The organism is Timonella sp. A28 (genome assembly GCF_051200815.1).
Classification (GTDB): domain Bacteria; phylum Actinomycetota; class Actinomycetes; order Actinomycetales; family Cellulomonadaceae; genus Timonella.
The window spans coordinates 1,840,995-1,858,599 of sequence record NZ_CP195159.1 but is presented as its reverse complement, the minus strand read 5'-3'; the positions used below and the strand labels follow the sequence as shown (position 1 = coordinate 1,858,599).

Annotated in this window: 17 protein-coding genes; 5 read left to right on the top strand and 12 right to left on the bottom strand. The window is 54.0% G+C overall.

From position 1 onward, the window contains the following. The first annotated feature begins 24 nt into the window (after window positions 1-24). Window positions 25-621, top strand: coding sequence for a 1-acyl-sn-glycerol-3-phosphate acyltransferase (locus ACR9EC_RS08815; protein ID WP_435298862.1), 597 nt, complete (start codon window positions 25-27; stop codon window positions 619-621). A gap of 16 nt (window positions 622-637) precedes the next feature. Here ACR9EC_RS08815 and ACR9EC_RS08810 read toward each other — a convergent pair whose 3' ends face one another. The 4 genes from ACR9EC_RS08810 to ACR9EC_RS08795 all read right to left on the bottom strand — a co-directional run bounded on the left by ACR9EC_RS08810 (window position 638) and on the right by ACR9EC_RS08795 (window position 3,785). Continuing rightward, window positions 638-1,156 carry a MarR family winged helix-turn-helix transcriptional regulator gene (locus tag ACR9EC_RS08810; RefSeq protein WP_435298861.1) on the bottom strand — a complete coding sequence of 173 codons (519 nt, stop codon included), beginning with the start codon at window positions 1,154-1,156 and terminating at the stop codon, window positions 638-640. 28 nt (window positions 1,157-1,184) lie between these two features. Further along, window positions 1,185-1,859 carry a response regulator gene (locus ACR9EC_RS08805; RefSeq protein ID WP_435298860.1) on the bottom strand — a complete coding sequence of 225 codons (675 nt, stop codon included), beginning with the start codon at window positions 1,857-1,859 and terminating at the stop codon, window positions 1,185-1,187. Then, on the bottom strand, window positions 1,856-3,109 hold the full coding sequence (locus ACR9EC_RS08800) for a sensor histidine kinase (protein ID WP_435298859.1): 1,254 nt from the start codon (window positions 3,107-3,109) through the stop codon (window positions 1,856-1,858). The genes ACR9EC_RS08805 and ACR9EC_RS08800 overlap by 4 nt, the downstream gene beginning before the upstream one ends. 103 nt (window positions 3,110-3,212) lie before the next feature. Continuing rightward, entirely contained in the window at window positions 3,213-3,785 is a 573-nt protein-coding gene (locus tag ACR9EC_RS08795) for a MarR family winged helix-turn-helix transcriptional regulator (protein WP_435298858.1), read from the bottom strand. Between the two features lie 168 nt (window positions 3,786-3,953). Here ACR9EC_RS08795 and ACR9EC_RS08790 point away from each other — a divergent pair, with 168 nt between their 5' ends. After that, window positions 3,954-5,219, top strand: a complete 1,266-nt coding sequence (locus ACR9EC_RS08790) for an aminotransferase class I/II-fold pyridoxal phosphate-dependent enzyme (protein WP_435298857.1) — start codon at window positions 3,954-3,956, stop codon at window positions 5,217-5,219. A gap of 13 nt (window positions 5,220-5,232) precedes the next feature. On the opposite strand, the gene ACR9EC_RS08785 is transcribed toward ACR9EC_RS08790, so the two are convergent. Next, window positions 5,233-6,399, bottom strand: coding sequence for a class I SAM-dependent methyltransferase (locus tag ACR9EC_RS08785; RefSeq protein WP_435298856.1), 1,167 nt, complete (start codon window positions 6,397-6,399; stop codon window positions 5,233-5,235). A gap of 311 nt (window positions 6,400-6,710) precedes the next feature. Between ACR9EC_RS08785 and ACR9EC_RS08780 the strand changes: the two genes are divergently transcribed. Further along, entirely contained in the window at window positions 6,711-6,992 is a 282-nt protein-coding gene (locus ACR9EC_RS08780) for an HU family DNA-binding protein (protein ID WP_435298855.1), read from the top strand. A 105-nt stretch (window positions 6,993-7,097) separates the two neighbouring features. Next, a complete protein-coding gene (locus ACR9EC_RS08775; RefSeq protein WP_435298854.1) occupies window positions 7,098-8,450 on the top strand; it encodes a YibE/F family protein in 1,353 nt (450 codons plus the stop codon). Here the strand turns inward: ACR9EC_RS08775 and ACR9EC_RS08770 are convergent. Beyond that, window positions 8,416-11,016, bottom strand: a complete 2,601-nt coding sequence (locus ACR9EC_RS08770; protein WP_435298853.1) for a lysylphosphatidylglycerol synthase transmembrane domain-containing protein — start codon at window positions 11,014-11,016, stop codon at window positions 8,416-8,418. The two genes, ACR9EC_RS08775 and ACR9EC_RS08770, sit on opposite strands and share 35 nt — an antisense overlap. 144 nt (window positions 11,017-11,160) lie before the next feature. Here ACR9EC_RS08770 and ACR9EC_RS08765 point away from each other — a divergent pair, with 144 nt between their 5' ends. After that, a complete protein-coding gene (locus ACR9EC_RS08765) occupies window positions 11,161-11,784 on the top strand; it encodes an HdeD family acid-resistance protein (RefSeq protein WP_435298852.1) in 624 nt (207 codons plus the stop codon). Here the strand turns inward: ACR9EC_RS08765 and ACR9EC_RS08760 are convergent. The 6 genes from ACR9EC_RS08760 to ACR9EC_RS08735 form a co-directional block, all read right to left on the bottom strand. Beyond that, entirely contained in the window at window positions 11,748-12,533 is a 786-nt protein-coding gene (locus ACR9EC_RS08760; protein ID WP_435298851.1) for a CPBP family intramembrane glutamic endopeptidase, read from the bottom strand. The genes ACR9EC_RS08765 and ACR9EC_RS08760 overlap by 37 nt on opposite strands. A 35-nt stretch (window positions 12,534-12,568) precedes the next feature. Further along, a complete protein-coding gene (locus tag ACR9EC_RS08755; RefSeq protein WP_435298850.1) occupies window positions 12,569-13,249 on the bottom strand; it encodes a copper resistance CopC family protein in 681 nt (226 codons plus the stop codon). Between the two features lie 133 nt (window positions 13,250-13,382). Next, the gene (locus ACR9EC_RS08750; RefSeq protein WP_435298849.1) at window positions 13,383-14,072 is read right to left on the bottom strand and encodes a DedA family protein; all 690 of its coding nucleotides are present in this window, start codon (window positions 14,070-14,072) and stop codon (window positions 13,383-13,385) included. Between the two features lie 169 nt (window positions 14,073-14,241). Continuing rightward, window positions 14,242-16,653 (bottom strand): heavy metal translocating P-type ATPase, encoded by a 2,412-nt coding sequence (locus ACR9EC_RS08745; RefSeq protein WP_435298848.1) that lies wholly within the window; start codon window positions 16,651-16,653, stop codon window positions 14,242-14,244. A gap of 164 nt (window positions 16,654-16,817) precedes the next feature. Further along, window positions 16,818-17,180: a heavy-metal-associated domain-containing protein gene (locus tag ACR9EC_RS08740; protein WP_435298847.1), complete on the bottom strand. Its 363-nt coding sequence runs from the start codon at window positions 17,178-17,180 to the stop codon at window positions 16,818-16,820. Between the two features lie 40 nt (window positions 17,181-17,220). Then, a complete protein-coding gene (locus ACR9EC_RS08735) occupies window positions 17,221-17,502 on the bottom strand; it encodes a metal-sensitive transcriptional regulator (protein WP_435300640.1) in 282 nt (93 codons plus the stop codon). Between the last annotated feature and the right edge of the window lie 103 nt (window positions 17,503-17,605).

Sequence of the window (17,605 nt, the reverse complement as noted above, 5' to 3'; positions counted from 1 at the left end):
CGCTCATGGTGGACAATGTTCAACATGAGCGGTGGAATCCGGCGATCAATCGCCAAGGTCGGTTGGAAGATCAGTAAGTGGGAGCACGTGTCAACGGTTGTTCCCGAGCCGGGCAAGCCAAGTATTTTGATTGGTGCCCCGCACACGTCCAACTGGGATTTCATCTTGATGTTGGGTATTGCGTGGGAACTAGGTATTAAAGTTCGGTTCTTGGGTAAAGATTCCCTGTTTAAGTTCCCGTTGGGGATTCTTATGCGCGCTTTGGGCGGCATTCCGGTTGATCGTAAACGCCCGTATGGCCTCGTAGAAGATTTAGTAAAGCAGGCCAAGAGCGATGATTCTTTTGTGCTTGTTGTGACCCCTGAGGGGACCCGTGGCACCGGAAAATACTGGAAGTCAGGGTTTTACCGGATCGCTATGCAGACGGGTGTTCCTATTACGCTCGGCTATGTAGACCGGGACACGATGACGAGTGGGCTGGGGGCGACGTTCACTCCGACAGGCGACGTGCATGCGGATATGGATTTTGTCCGTGATTTTTACAAGGATAAGTCTGGATTAAAACCGCATTTGCGCACGGAACCTAGGCTGCGTGAAGAGGATCGGGAAGCGCGTTCGTGACGCAGGGTTGCTGCGACTAGTCTGTTTTATCGCGTGATTCTTTGCCTGTTTTAGGGCCGAGGCAGTCTGCATCGAGGTTGATGCGTATTGCGTTTGCGATGGTTGTCAGTTGCTGTACGTGTTCGTTGCTCAGTGCGTTAAATACTGTTTCGCGTACTTGCGCCACGTGGGTGGGTGCGCTGTCAACGATTTTTTCCCAGCCTGCTTCGGTGAGGTGTGCGTTCGTGTGTCTTTTATCGTGGCTTCCGCGGGTTCGGGTTACGTAGCCTGCTTTTTCTAGGCGTGTAATGACGTGTGAGAGCCGAGATAGGGATCCGGATGTGAGGCCGGCAAGTGTTCCCATGCCGAGTGTTCTGTCTGGTTGCTCGGAGAGCATGGCGAGCACCATGTATTCGTAGAAGCTCAGGTGGCATTCTTTTTGGAGTTTGGAATCCAGGGTGCTGGGCAGTCTGAGCATGAGGTCGACGAGCGCTACCCACGCTTCGTTCTCATGTTCGTTGAGCCATTCGTGTGATGATGTGCTCTCTGGTGTCATACGAACAGTATACCTATTGCTTGAAACTTCAAGCAGTTCGTCCTGCGTCATGCATGCGGATCGCAATCTGCACTCGGTTGTCTACCTCAAACTTAGTAAAAATCCGAGAAATATGCGTTTTAACCGTAGGGACACTCATGTATAAGGCCTGCGCAATCTCAGAGTTAGACAACCCCTGAGCAATGGCTTGAGCAACTTCTAATTCGCGTTCCGTCAACAGTTCTAACGATTTCAATGCCGTACGCTGCGCAGAATCATCAGGTGTCTGCGTAATCTTAGCGACGAGCTGCGCCGTAACAGTAGGGGAGAGCGTCGGCTGGCCCGAAGCAGCTAGCTTCACCGACCGAATCAACTCTTCTGGAGATGTGTCCTTGAGCAAGAACCCTCGAGCTCCAGCACGCAACGCCTTCACAATGAACTCATCAGAGTCAAAAGTTGTTAACACAATGACGTTGGCTTGCGGATTACGACGAAGAATATGCGCTGTTGCAGAAAGCCCATCCATCTCCGGCATACGAATATCCATGAGCACAACATCAGGATGTAGCTGCTCGTATTGGGCAACACCATCACTGCCCGTTCCTGCCTCACCGATGACAGTGATTTCAGGGTGCCCACCCAAAATGAGCCGCAAACCTGCGCGCACAAGTGCATCGTCGTCGACAAGCAAGATACGAATCTGCTGTTCACTTGGCTGGCTCACGAATCAGTCTCCTTAGAAACCCAGGGTAAAGAAGCATGCACAACAAAACGATTATTGACGATACCGCTCGATAAGGTCCCGCCAGAGGAACGCACGCGTTCAGCCATACCAACCAGCCCCAAACCAGAACCAGGGACGGTTTCCTCCTTAAACGCAAGGGGTCGCACCGGGTTGCTGACCTCAATAATGAACGTTTCTGGAGAGGTACGCTCAATAAGAATATCGGTTAGCGCGTGCGGAGCGTGTTTTCGAACGTTTGTGAGACATTCTTGCAGCACTCGATACGCGTTACGGCTCGTTGCTTGCACAAGGTGAGGTAGCTGCTCCACGGTGTTTCGTTCAACATGAACGTTGACGCGGGTTCCGGCAAGACGGGCATCACGAATGAGGCTATCGAGATCTGCAAGCGTTGGTTGTGGCGCGTCGGGGGCCTCGTTGACCACGCTTGACGGGTCACGTAAAACCCCTAAAATTTCACGCAATTCTGATAGTGCTTGATGCGAATTATCGCGAATAATTGCGGCCGCTTCACGCACTTCTTCAGCACTCAAATCGGTGCGGTACGCCAACGCGCCAGAGTGTAACGATACGAGCGAAATACGGTGAGCCAGCACGTCATGCATCTCTCGCGCAATGCGTGCGCGTTCCTTAACGCGAGCCTCTTGCTCACGCGCATGCTTTGCCTCTTCAAGGGACTCAACTTGTGCGTGGAGAGAAGCAGCCGATTCTCGACGAGACCCAATATAGAAACCAATGGCAAGACACAAAGTGAAAAGCGTAATCGTTGCAATGGACGTGGGCGTTGCATTGGATTGCAAATGCGGAAGATCCACAACGCGACCTACGATGATGGCGCACCCAACCCACGTCATAAACATGGGAATGATCTCGCGCCACCGACGTCTCGTCGCAACACTAATCAACGTGATTGTGGTGGCACCAGCACCCAGCACAGAAACGCTCGCCATTAGTCCGGCAGTAACACCAGCAACGAGAGGGAAACGTCGTCGACAGGCCATAGCAGCGAAAGAAAGGAAGGCGGTAACAACCTCAATGACAAGAAATCGCGCAGCCAACTGATCTGACAGTTCGTTAATTTTGAACATGTCAAAGATTGCTAATAGCGAGATGAAACCGAACAGCACAGCAGACCCATAACGCCACACCCGTCCCCACAGGGTAAGGGGCGGCGGCGGGAAAATGGGGGCCGCGAGAACTTTGCGTAATCGCTGCGGGAGCCGAGAGTTCATGCCTCTTAGCGTAACTTCACTATCTACTCGTGTACTCACACTTGCGCACACAACACGATAGAGATAGGTGTAGAGAAAATAGCCAAAAGAACTATCAAGCGTGTCAGAGTGCCGGTTCAGTCAACGAACTAACAATGCCCTGCGCAATGTGCGTAGCCTCTTCAAGCAAGCCGTTAAGTCGTTCAACTTCGTGCTTAGGGGCCTGCTGTAATAAAGCATCTAATGCGCGAAACTGGATTGCTTCAGCCTGGCTCAACGCAGCATAACCGGCATCTGTAAGGGACGCATCAATAATGCGGTCACCTATACGTTCGGTTATGTGCACGTACCCTTTTTCGTCTAGGTTCTCAAGCATGACCGATACCGCATCAGGGTCCATGTCGATTCGTCGAGCAATGTGGCGCGGATGCGAAATGTCTTGCGCTAACACCTGCATGAGATTGTGGTGACTAGTTTTCAAATCAGTGAAATGCTGAATGCCGCGGTTAAGACCATCAGCAATCGTTCGTAGAGAATCCAAACGCTCCATGAACTCTGCAGTGGTCACCGAATCGTTGACGGGAACTTCAGCCAACTCTCGCCGGGCAGCCTCCACTAAAGACTGTTCGCTTGGCGTTGTAAGAGCCACACTCGTGTGCGGGTCTGTTGAAGTTGCTGCGTCTGCGCTGATTCGCATTGCCTGCACCTATATCTCATGATGTACACATACGCCACAAACAGTGCGGAGTATGCAATTGCATATATTTGACCTGAGCAATAATACCCGCGGACAACATTCAACATACTGAACGCAGGGGTACACGCGAAAGTTCCACAACCTCTCAACGTGACGTACGTTTGATACATGACTGTTTCAGAAGCGTCACAACGCACAGTTTCATCCACACAACCCAGTGCATCTCCACTAGACGCCTACTCACTGGAACAACTCCGTAAACGCACATCACTGAAATGGACACGCTACGAGCCGCACATACTACCAATGTGGGTAGCAGAAATGGATTGCGCGCCAGTCCCACAGGTAGCGAACGTCGTCCAACAGATGGTGAACCTCGGCGACGTCGGCTACCCAGGAAAAACACAACTCCAACGAGCCAGCGCCCATACCGAAGCCGACTACACCCAGCTACCCTCCTACGAGCAGGCCTACGTGACGTTCGCAAAAGAACGCTGGAACCTCACCGTAGACGAATCAAACATCCGCATCATGCCTGACGTTATGCAAGGCATCGCACACGCAATCCAAGCATTAGGTATCCGCGCACTCGCCATCACAACACCCGTCTACCCATACTTTCGAACCTACGCTCGAAACGCTGGCTGTGCACTCGTCGAAGCCAACATGACCAACACCGGCGCACTCGACTTTGAAGAACTCGAACGAGCCTTCCAACAGGCCGACGGCTTCCTCCTATGCAACCCACACAACCCCAGTGGGGTCGTGCCCACCACAGACGAACTCACCCGCGTATTCCAACTCGCGCACCACTACAACGTGCATGTGATCGTCGACGAAATCCACGCCCCACTCACCTCACCCCAGGCAGCACGAGCAGCCGGAACCGATCCATTCGTTCCCGCACTCAGCGTGCCAGGATCAGAACGTGCACTTGTCCTATTCTCTGCTGCAAAAGCTTTCAACCTCGCCGGGTTAAAAGCAGCCCTCATGATCGGCGGCCCAGACGCACACCCAATAATGGACGTAATCCCTGCAGAAGTATCACAAAGCGCAGGAACCGTCGCACTTGCAGCCCACACCGCAGCGTTAACCTACGGCGGACAATGGCTAGACACAGTACGCCACACCATCGACCTACGACGAAACCACCTACACACAACCCTGCAACATCTACTCCCAGAAGCCACAGTCACGCCAGCCCAAGCAACCTACTTCGCCTGGATACACATGGCCGACGTACAAGGACCACAAGGTATCCCGCTAGGATCAAACCCAGCAGAGTTCCTCCTCCATAACGCCCACATCGCCGTAAACCCCGGACACACCTTTGGTGCAGGCGGCGAAGGCTACGTACGCATGAACCTAGCAACATCCGCAGAAGTGCTCGACACGGCACTACAACGCATCCACGACGCACTCACCAAGAAATAACAACCACACATACTTACGGCTGCGGTGTGCGAGACACCGTTACCGTAAATTTCTTATTAGTGGCATACACGCGAGTAGACCCAACCTCTGCATGAAGAACCTGCTTATAGGGCAACGGCGAATTAAATACCGTCCACAGCTCTCCACCAGGCTTCAACACCCTACGTGCCTGCTCAAACATCCGATGCGCAGCACTCGTATCAAGAGCCGTACCAGTATGGAACGGCGGATTGCAGATCACGACATCTGCGCTCGCTGTAGGTAACGACGTCAGAGCATCATCTTGGTAAGACACAACCTGATCGCTCACACCGTTTTCTTGCGCTGTCGCACGAGTGGATAACACGGCAGCCCGTGACACGTCACTCGCTGTAATGTGCGCACCTTCTCTGTGCGAAGCGATCGCCACAGAAAGAACACCAGTGCCGCAGCCTGCATCAACGAACAGTGTTGCATCAGGAACCGCAGCAAGTAGATCGGGTAAATGCTCAATAAGAAAACGGCTACCTACATCAAGCTTTACGCCAGAAAACACCCCGCCATGCGCGGCCAACGTGACCTTCGGGGTACTCAGTGCGGCAGTGCGCGGGTAAGGCTGCGGCTGCTGGGTTGGTTGCACTGGAAGTGACGCATGAAGCACCCGAGACTTAAACCGACCCAACGACGCATGAACAGCCCCAAAATATGTGTGCAACACCTGTGTCTGACTGTGGGTCATATATTTTGTGCGCGCCCCAGCAATGACGCGTGCATGTGTGGGCAGGTTTTGGCTTGCCGCACATGCGAATTCGTCAAGCGCGTCGAGGCTCTTCGGCAGTCGCATCACAACAAGATCAACATCTAAAAAAATTGCGGCAGGATACCGTTCCGTGTGTGTGCTGGCAGGTTGCTGGGGCTCGTCGTTAAGGGTGAGCCCACTAGGGTGCACAACGTCAGGGTGGCTAGCGTGAATAGTGCGCTCATCAACGAGAGAGTCTGCGACAACTCGAATAGCGGCATGTGGGAAGACCTGCTGAAGATCATCAAGAAGATGGCCGCTTGTGGGGTCTACAACCAAGACAGACTGAATGCGTGATTCGTCGAAAGTGGCTGCTTCAGCGAGAAGGATCTTGTCAACGCCATCTGTTTCGTGACGTTGCGGTGCCGTATCACCAGCATGAAATTTCGATTGTAGAGCCATGTTCCTAGTTTCCCTGATGCTTCACACGAAGGTGAAACGGCCTATACGACACGCTACACACTGCGCTGGCTGGACGTGCAGTTTTCTTCCGTTTCCCACAATGAAATCACGGGAAAAAGGACATAGCGGTCAGGAAATGAGGGGATTTCGTTGTCCGCGTACAAGAATTTCGAAAAAACCCCGAAAAACCGCGAGAAATGGCCATACTGTGCGACAAATTGGCTTAGTCTTATGCTGGTAAGCCCGCCGTATGGCAGGCCAAGGTACGTCTGAGAACCAGATACCAGTCTCAGACCGAAGAAGGGAAGTTCATGGCTCTGAACCGCTCCGAACTCGTTTCGGCAATTGCCTCCAAGTCCGGTCTCACCAAGACTGACGCTGACGCTGCACTGTCCGCTTTCCAGGAAGTTCTCATCGAACAACTTGGTGCTGGCGAGGCTGTGAGGGTTACCGGCTTGTTCTCCGCAGAGCGTGTTGAGCGTAAGGCACGCACCGGACGCAACCCACGTACAGGTGAAGAGATCGAGATCCCAGCTGGATACGGCGTGAAGATCTCGGCTGGAAGCCTCCTGAAGAAGGCTGTCGCTAAGTGATCTCTCCTCGTTGAGATTCTGACTACACAGTTGAAGTCCAGGTAGCCGTCCGCATCGTTGTGCGGGCGGCTATCTGTTTACCTAATCAGTATTCCGGAGGACCTTGTGAGTTTTGACGATCAGCAACACACTGAACTTCTACCCACTCGTGCTAGCCGTCGCACGGACGCTAGGCAATATGAGCCAGCTGAACCAAGCGGGCACGGGTTTACTCCAGTGACACCTGGCGGTCACTACCCAGGCGCCCCGGAACCTGAACCCGACCCAGAACCTGATTATTCTCACTCACACGGACACTCCCACTCACATGGGCCAGCTCCACGCGCCTCACGCGGTGTACGCATAGTCCTTGCCGTCCTCCTCATTCCCATGCTTATCGCCTCAGCTGTCGGAATGTACCTGCTGTGGCCAACCGACGCACCACCGCGCGGAACCATCCCCACCGTCGCAGAAGGCGCTGAAATACTCACCGGAACCGTCGTCGGGCCACTAGAAGAAGACGGCAGCCTACCCGTACAACTAGACGACAAATTCGGCGGCGAAACCGTCGACGTGATGATGTCTGCCGAATACGCGCAAGCAGGCATCGAAGACGGCGACCGTATGCGGTTCCAAGAAATACCCATCGAAGACGGCCAAACAACATTCGTTTTTCAAGACTTTGAACGAACCTTCCCCATCGGAATAATGGCGTTAGGGTATGCGCTTCTCGTCGTGTTGGTCGCCCGCTGGCGAGGCTTCGCCTCACTCATCGGATTAGCGGTCTCATTTGGGGTGATCGTGCTGTTCACCCTCCCCGCACTACTCACCGGCACAGAACCGATCGCTACCGCCCTGATCACGTCAATCGTCGTCATGTTCGTCGTGTTGTATGTCGCTCACGGCTTCACGACAAGAACATCAACAGCCCTATTAGGCACTGTGATCGGATTGGTGCTCACAACCCTGCTAGCTGACTGGGCCGTCAACAGCACAAACATTTTGATGCTCGACGAATACCTCATCCAGCTAGGGATGATCGAGCCACGCATATCCATGCGGGCAGTCATCCTGTGCGGCATGGTGCTTGCCGGCTTGGGTGTGCTCAACGACGTGACCATTACTCAAGCTTCCGCAGTGTGGGAACTTAAAACAGTCAACCCGAACCTTGGCGTGTGGGAACTCTTCCACCGCGGCATGCGCATCGGACGCGACCACATCGCCTCGACGGTGTACACCATCACCTTCGCATATCTTGGTGCTGCGCTACCGATGCTGATGATGGTGTCACTCATCGACCAAGACATCGTCGCAACACTGACCTCAGGCGAAATCGCGGTGGAAGTAGTGCGTACCCTCATCGGATCGATTGGTTTAGTCTTGGCTATCCCCATCACCACAATGATCGGTGCAATGGTACTCACCATTGGACGCCAAGAAAACGTTACAGTTCGTTCTTCTTCTGCAGATATCGCATAGCTAGCCAGCCAAGAGGAATACGCGCCCAATACGTTGCCACACGGAACAACACAACAGCAGACGTCGCAATAGTTGCTGGCACTCCTGCCGTTGTCGTCAACCCCGTAATGAGAGCAAACTCGATTGCGCCGATACCACCCGGTGTCGGCGCAAGCGACCCAACAGTATTACCGACAAGGAACACGATAGCCACATCAATAAGAGAAACCGGATAACCGAACGCCGCCAACGCAGCATTAAACGCAAAAATGTAGCCAAGAGTAACAATGACGTTACCGGCAATACCTAACGCAAGACGCCACGGCGTAGACAGCAACTCAGATAAACGTGGCCAAATCTGTCGGAACGTTGGACGAATCTTCTTCAGCACCCACTTACGGAGTTGAGGAACCAAGAAAATACACGCGCCCACCAGCACCACAGTCACAATCGACACAATCATCGTTGTAGACGGAAGCGCACGTAACGCCCCACCCTCACCAGTGGCAACAGACAAAATCACAACCAACAAAATTGTGACCACAAAACCCGATACCTGAACCAACGCGACAGTCGCAACAGCCAAAGACGTAGCCACACCACGCTGCGTCAGCATGCGTAAGTTCAACGCGGCAGGACCAATACCGGCAGGCGCGGCAAGAGCAACAAAGGACGCTGCCGCCTGCACCAAGGTCGCACGGAACACAGGCAAACGTACAGACGCAAAACCAATAAACGTCATCGCTGCACCAAACCACGTGATAAGTCCCAGCGCGAACGTAGCAACAGCCCACCACGGATTCGCCTGCGAGACAGCCTCAGTGATTTGATCAAACTTGATCGTCGTAAATACAACAGTTACGGCAACAAAAGTGATCGCCCACGTCACGATTGTGCGGGCACCAAACCGAACAATCTGCTGCGGCTCAACATCCGCTTCAGGCAGTTCGCGCACAAGAGCACCACGCAAATCAGCGATAAGGGTTTTCTGCTCGCGCATTTGCGCACGAGTAATGCTCGGAAACACAACCGACTGCAAAAGCGGACCAACCGCAAGCAAATCATCTTGAGATAACACTTCACGTGCAGCCGCAATAGCTCGATCCGGCCCTACAACCAAAGCGAACATCGTCAGCATTTGCGCGTTGTCCATATGTCTGCCGAAAGCAGTCGACGCAATGTCACCGTTTTGCCAGCCAGTTATCCACACTTGAGGGCTTGAAACCGCCGGATACGCGGGGTCAAGGCTGGCCGGGTTAGACACAAGGAGTACATCCGACGAGATGGCACGGTGAGCCAGCCCAGCCTTATGCGCAATATCGATTTGTCGCCACGCTTCACGCATGATCGGGCCAGTGAGTTGTTCCTCATCCAACGAATTCACCGGAACAGTACGCTCTGGATGCTCAAAAACAAGCAGCATAGAGTCCTCGACCTGAGAAACTCCCAAAAGTTTATGACTGCGTACACCAGCAGCCTGTGCCGCATAGTTCAGCAGTGCCGCGCGTTCCGCAACAGCACGCAAAGAAATAGCAGAACGACCTTCGATACCCCGCACCCGAATAGAACGCCACATGCGTTGAATGAAACCAATGATCTGCCGGTCACCGTCAAGAACAACAACATCAAGGCGCGGACCATCAAGCCTCGTCATCGCATACACGCGAGTGTCAGTGTCGATGGTAAAAGGATGCGTTGCAGCATCTGACCGGGACTCGTCTGTCATAGGGAAGCCGTTAGCCGCAGCCTCAGAACCATACGCATGCTTGTTGCGAGTATCAGTGTCGGCAAGAGAATGCACACGGATAAGGGAAAGAGGCTCAAACCCTGCCTTACGCACACCACGCACAAGAGCCTGACCTTGGGCGCGCTCGCTGCTGACGCCAGAAATATAGCGGACCGTTAACCCAGCAATCCGCCCCAGTAGCAATGCAACAAAAACACCAGTGAGCGAAACTTGTCCAAGCACGAGCACTATCGCCAAGGACACCCACAACAGATTCCATGAGGACGCCACTGTTCGTCTGCGCGTCCGAGGACCTGCGGCAGTAAGCAAGCCGCACAAACCGGCAACATAACCTGGAATGGTGAGGTTCCACCCCGTTGAGGTTGGGTTCGACAACCCATGAATGAGCGTATCTGACGCCCACAAGTTCAACCCTTGCGTGAAGAGTAGCGTCAAGGTTAGCCCGAGCGCGAGAGCAGCCGCAGCTTCAACAACCTGACGGCCCATCCGTCGTATAGCAAGTTCTGTCAGAACCGCGACAGGGATAACTAGCGTAATGAGCGACTCAAGAACAACGACTGGGATGATGAAAACTTTTGCGAGTAGCGATGACACTGCACGTACGTCTTCTTGGACACCGATAGTGGTGGCTTGCGCATAGGCGGCCAACGCCATGATGGCAACGACCCCAAGCAATGCAATTCCGATTCCCATGAGGTCGCGTGGCTGGCGAACTCGCGTGACGTCATCGTCGAGTACGAGGACCCCTGATAAGGGGTTACCCGAGGTTTCGTCGATGCGTGATCGGAAAAACTCGCCCACAGGGGGTGTTGCGGTGTGGGAGTCTTCCGGTAGCGACATATCACGAGTCTATGAGAAACCAGCCGGATTCACAGAGAAAAACTCGTTACTAATCTCATGCGTAAACGTTCGACGTGTGGTTTTATGAAGAAAACGGACACAACGACACGTCTTTTGGCGGTGCCTGAACGAAGTGGAGTGAACATGTCATCGGATTCACCAAGCGTCATCTCAGATTTTGGTCCTGCGCTCAAGGTTGTGTGGTGGGTTCCGCTGCTGCGTGGTGTGGTTCTTATCGTTTTGGGTTTGTTGGTCATGATTGAACCACTCAACACATTGACAGCCTTGACTTGGATATTTGGGTTGTTTTTGCTTGTGGACGCAGTAATTGTGGTGGGCCAAGGGTGGCTGCATCGTAGCCAAGACGGCTGGAAGTTATGGCTGTTTCAAGGGGCAGTTGATGCAGCTTTTGCTGTTTTGCTGCGGCTGTGGCCGAGCCTGACCGTGGCAGTCTTTTTCTATCTGCTAACGATCTGGACGATTGTTCTTGGTGTCGTCTCAATAATTGGTGCCGCAGTGCTGGCCAAGAATAAAGATTTAGGGTGGCCGTGGCTGCTCGTGTTTGGTTTGCTGAGTTTCATGTTCGGAGTCATGTTGCTTTTGCGTGGCGCAAAAGACTTCTCTGAAGCTTTAGAAATTGTTGGCCTAATCATCGGTATTTACGCGTTCATTGGCGGTAGCGTGCAGATCGTGGCAGCGTTTTCAGTGCGATCAGTTGCCAAAGAAATCAGTCAGGCTCTTACACCCAATGCGACTAGCCACGACTGAGGCAGTAACGCATACCCCACAAACGCCACAATATCGAGGATAGTGTGGGCAATGACGAGAGGCATGACACGGGTGCGACCCCATTTGGTTTGATAAAACCAAGCGAACAAAACGCCCATGGCGACATTGCCAAAGAAAGGCCCGATGCCTTGATACAGGTGGTATGAACCGCGTAATAGTGAACTAGCAGCAATGTACTGCCATACGCCCCACCCTAACCGTTGTAGCCGATCGTGCAAGTAGGCAACAGCGATGATTTCTTCAAGGAGCCCGTTTTTTAATGCGGCAACAATGAGGATGGGGACTGTCCACCAGTAGGAGTCGAGGGACGCAGGCTGCACCTCCACGGTAATACCCATTGCTCGGCCAGCAACGTAGAAAGCAAGCCCAGGAATTCCGATGAGGGCTGCTAAACCAACACCAATCCACGTGTCACGCCACGGCTGACTGCCGTCGAAACCTATGCGACGTAGCGCGCCTTTTCCTGCTTGCGAAAGCAGGAAAAGGGCTAAGGCTACGGGCATTAACGCAAAAAACAGTGACAGGATTTGGTATGTCAGATCGAGGTATGGGCGCGGTGATTGCGTTGTGTTGATCGCTGCTGTTTGTTCACTTAATGGTGTGTCAGCGGTTAATCGGGCAACGATATTCACGAGCGCGTACACGCCTGATTTTCCGAGGCTCAGGCCAAGGACTATCCAAATTTCTGCGCCAAGCATGAGCCTGTCGCGTGTGGTGAGTTCTGACATTCGGTGTTCTTTGCGTGTTTGGTAACGAGGTGAGGTTACTCAGCGGATGTGTCTGTTGCGTCGTCAGCTTCGTCAGTAGGTGCTGCTTGGGCATTCTTTTTAGCGCGTTGACGCATGGCTATAACTATTCCGGCAAGTAGTCCAAGTCCGCCACCGATGAGGACTCCAGCGAGTGGGAAACTGTTTGAAGTCTCAGGTGCGGTCACTGTGGTTGCAGAAGCATCGCTGGTTGTGTTGTCCGCGGTAGGGGTGGCTTCGGCTGTTTCCGTTGGGCTGGAGGTGGCGGTTGGTGTTGTTGTTTCTTGGGCTGCGTTTGGGTCATCAACGGTAAACGTGAGTGCACCTTCGATGGGGTGGGAGTCCGAAGACACGACACGCCATGCAACAGAGTAGGTGTCGTTGGTGAGTTCAGGCAGTTCAAAGGTGACTGTTCTGCCGGCTGAGGCGGGCGCGTCGGATGCGACTTCGGTACCATCCGAACTCTTGACGATGAACTGGCCACCGAGCTCTTGGACAGGGTTGTTGAACTCTAGTGACAGCGTTTTTGGTGCCGTAGTGAGTGTGTCACCGTCTTTAGGGTTGGAATCGATGAGCACATCGTGAGCAAATGCGGAGGCTTGTCCTAGGGCGAAGAAAGCGGCTGTTAACGCGGCAAACAGCGCATAGAAAAGCGGCGTGCGGGTGGCGCGGAAACGTTGAAGAAAAGATGCGGGCATGGCTCAACCATAGCGATATTTTCTTGGAACGTACTGTGATGTGGGTAGTGCTGTCGTGCAATTGAATAAAGAAAACCCCGCCATCACCTAGAGGTAATGGCGGGGCGGTGTACGCCTATGCGAGCGGCATGTATTACTGGCCGTGTGGTGTACCTGATTCAGGGGTGTCGTCTGCGGAAGTGGCAGGCTTTTTACGGGGGAAGCTGGACCGGATACGCACGAGCACGAAGATCGCGATTGCGCCAAGGATGATGTACAAGACTGCATCGCTAGCGTATCCAGCGATGTGTTCTACCTTGTTCCAGTTTTCGCCGAGCATGAATCCTGCAACAACGAAGATTGTGTTCCAAATGAGGCTGCCAGCAAGAGTGAGCCCAAGGAATTTGCCGAGAGGCATGCGCTCAAGACCTGCAGGGATGGAGATGAGTGATCGGAAGATGGGGATCATGCGCCCAAAAAACACTGCTTTGTAGCCGTGTTTTGTGAACCAGTTTTCGGTCATGATGACGTCGCTGACTTTGATGAGCGGCATCTTGTCTGCGATGGCGATGAGGCGATCACGTCCGAGGAGTGCGCCGACCCCGTAGAGCGCGAGGGCACCTACAACGGAGCCCAAGGTGGTCCAGAAGAGCACGCTGGGGAGCGTGAATGTGCCGAGGCTTGCGGTGAATCCGGCGAGCGGAAGGATGATTTCGCTGGGGAGCGGGGGAAACAGGTTTTCTAATGCGATGGCGACGCCGGCTCCGGGTGCGCCGAGCGCCTCCATGAGGTTGAGGGCCCATTGGGCGACGGCGTTGAGTTCTTCAGTGGATGGCGAGGTCAACTCAGTCCTTGTGTGACTAGTGGTGGTTCGGGGGCGTGTTGGGCTGCACGTATGAGCCTAATCCACGCCATACATTATGCGTTGAAAGGTGTGACAAGGTGATGAAGTCGTGGAGAGGTTGGGAAAATCAGTGCGTTATCCGCCGCGCCCTTGAACACCTTAACGAAAGCTAGCCGGCACGCCTCAAGCGAAGGGAATTACCCACCACAATCACAGAGCTAGCCGCCATAGCAGCACCAGCAATCATTGGGTTGAGCAGACCTAACGCTGCAAGAGGGATAGCGGCAACGTTGTAAGCAAACGCCCAGAACAGGTTCTGTTTAATAACCTGCAATGTACGACGAGACAACCGAATCGCTGTAGCCGCAGCACGTAAATCACCGCGCACAAGCGTGATGTCGCTTGCCTCAATAGCTACGTCAGTGCCTGTTCCCATGGCCAAGCCAAGATCGGCTGTAGCCAGCGCTGCAGCATCGTTCACGCCGTCACCGACCATGGCAACGACGCGACCCTCAGCCCTCAACTTTTCGACAACGCTTACTTTTTGGTCAGGAAGAACTTGAGCAATAACATGCTGTTCGTCGATGCCAGCAGCGCGTGCTGCAACACGTGCCGCACCCGCGTTGTCACCAGTAAGGAGCATCGGGGTGAGTCCAAGTCCTTTGAACTCCGCAATAGCGGCAGCAGAAGTCTCTTTCAACGGGTCACGTAACACAATGACACCGTGCACACTGCCGTTCCATGCCACCGCAACAGCAGTGGCGCCCGTTGCTTCAGCTTCGTCGAAAGCGTGCTGCACATCGGCAGAGGCCGCTTGTAAGCCTTGTTCTGCCATCCATGCCGGGCGGCCAACAAATACGCGGGCGCCCACGCCAACACCAGAATGAGGGCGACGAACAATGCCAGACACCCCGCCGCCAGCAGTGTTCTGAAAATCAGACACTTCCAAAGAACGGTCAACATCGGAGCTGTCACTAGGTGTGGCAGGCAAAGAAGCTTCACCATAATGCACGATCGCTTGAGCGATAGGGTGCTCAGATTTCTTCTCTAATGCCGTCGCATATTCCAGCGTTTCAGCAGCACCAAACACCGACTCGACAGTCATTTTCCCTTGGGTGACCGTGCCAGTCTTGTCCAAAACAATGGTGTCTATACGACGAGTAGATTCAAGGATTTCTGGCCCTTTAATGAGGACACCTAATTGTGCGCCACGACCAGAACCAACAAGCAACGCCGTAGGAGTAGCAAGGCCAAGCGCACATGGGCACGCAATGATCAGCACGGCAACGGCTGCGGTGAAGGCAGCTTGCGTGGAATCACCAAAGACCATCCACGCCGTAAAAGTCAGCGCAGAGATAACAAAAACGATAGGCACAAAAACAGCGGAAATACGGTCAGCGAGGCGCTGCACAGGGGCTTTACCTGTTTGCGCTTGAGTGACGAGCCTACCGATAGAAGCGAGGGTCGTATCTTTACCGACACGCGTTGCCCGCACCAGAAGGTGCCCAGACGTGTTGACTGTTGCACCCGTAACGTTGTGGCCGGGACCAACTTCCACAGGGACAGGCTCGCCCGTTAGTAACGATGTATCAATTGCAGACGTGCCCTCAACAACGACACCATCCGTAGCGACTTTCTCTCCCGGGCGAACAGTAAAGAGGTCATCACGCACAAGCTGATCTATGGGCACACGAGTTTCATGCCGCTTGCCCTGCGCGTCAATATGTACGCGGTGCGCCTCCTTAGCGCCCATTTCCAGCAAAGAACGCAATGCGTCGCCTGCGCTGCGCCGAGAATGGTGTTCGGCGTAGCGTCCCGCTAACAAGAACGTTGTAACAACAGCGGCAACCTCAAAATACAGTTCAGGCATGTTCATGCCATGGTCAGATGCGGCAGGGAACAACGACACCTGCATTTTCATGCCAAGCGCGCCAGCACCACCAAACAGCAGTGCCCACAGTGACCATGCGCTCGCGGCGATAACACCAACAGATACGAGGGTGTCCATTGTTGAGGACCAGTGGCGTGCCGCACGGAACGCTGCTTTGTGGAAAGGCCACGCCCCCCACGTCACTACGGGAAGAGTTAATACAGCAACCAGCCACTGCCATCCGGTGAACTGTAGCGCGGGGATCATGGATAGCACGAGCACGGGGAACGTCAATAGTGCGGAGCCTATGAGTCGCGGCTTGAGCACGGCCCCACGGTCTGCGGTAGGCGCGGATGTGTCGGCTTCGCCGGTGTGCCCTTCGTGTCCGCCCGCATGTTCAAGTACGTCGTCGGTGTGGGATGTTTGCGAGGGTGCGCCGTGATGTTCTGTGTGCTGCATGTCTTGACGTGCAGTTAAGGTGCCTTCGTATCCGGCCTGCTCAATAGCCGCAATAATGTCTTCAGACGGCACTGGCTCGGTAAGTTTCACATGCGCTGATTCCAGTGGAAGGTTCACTGTTGCGGTGGCACCGGGGATTTTATTGATGCGTTTTTCCACGCGTGCAACACACGAAGCGCAGGTCATGCCGGATACGGCAAGATCAAGTTCGGCAATTACTGGAAGTGTGTGAGTTTCGTTTGCGTCACTCATGAGAATCATCTTCTTGGATCGACTGTGGTGGGAATGCCGCAGGACGGCGCACATTCGCGTGGGGCCCAGTCAGGCAGCGCACGTAGGGATGCGTGGGCCCCAAGAAGGGGCCCAGTCAGTCCCAGTGCGGTCAAGCATGTGCGGTGTGCACGAAAACGGTTGGATTACTTGCAGTTGCAGTTTCCACAGCCGCACCCACCGCGAGCCGCGCTTGGTGTGCCTGCTGCGACGAGTCCGAGGTCTTCGCTTTTGTTTTCTTCGCGACCTTGCTCTTCTGATTGGGTGGCTAGTGCTTGTGCGTCAACGCTGATGGATGCAACTTCGTATCCGGCTTCGTCGATTGCCGCGCGTAGGGCTTCGTCTTCGAGTGGTGCATCCGAGAATACCGTCACTTCGGACTCTTCGCCTTTGCGTAGTTCCACGGAGACGTTTTCTACGTCGGTGATGGTTTCGAGTTCTTTGGTTACTGCTGAGACGCAGTGTCCGCAGGTCATTCCTGGAACCATGAGTGTGGTGACTGTTGCCATGATGCGGTCCTTAACTGTGTTGTGGGGTAGTGCGACGGGGTTAGCTGCGTACGAGTCGGGCTATGGCTTCTGCGGCTTCTGAGACTTTTTCTTGGCCTTCTTCGTCGGAAGATTTTGCGGCGTTTACTACGCAGTGGCCAAGGTGGTCTTCGACGAGTCCAATGCCTACGGATTGTAGGGCTTTGGTGACCGCAGAGATTTGGGTGAGAACATCAATGCAGTAGGTGTCCTCATCGACCATTCTGGCGATTCCACGGACTTGTCCTTCAATGCGTCGAAGGCGCTTGAGGTAGTCCTCTTTTGTTCCGCTATAGCCAGCCATGGTTGTCCTTTCGTGCATGCTTACGTCTCCACTATACCCCCTAGGGGTATCTTTACATACCCCCAGGGGGTATGTTTTTTATTGCGTAAACAAGGCAATCCCG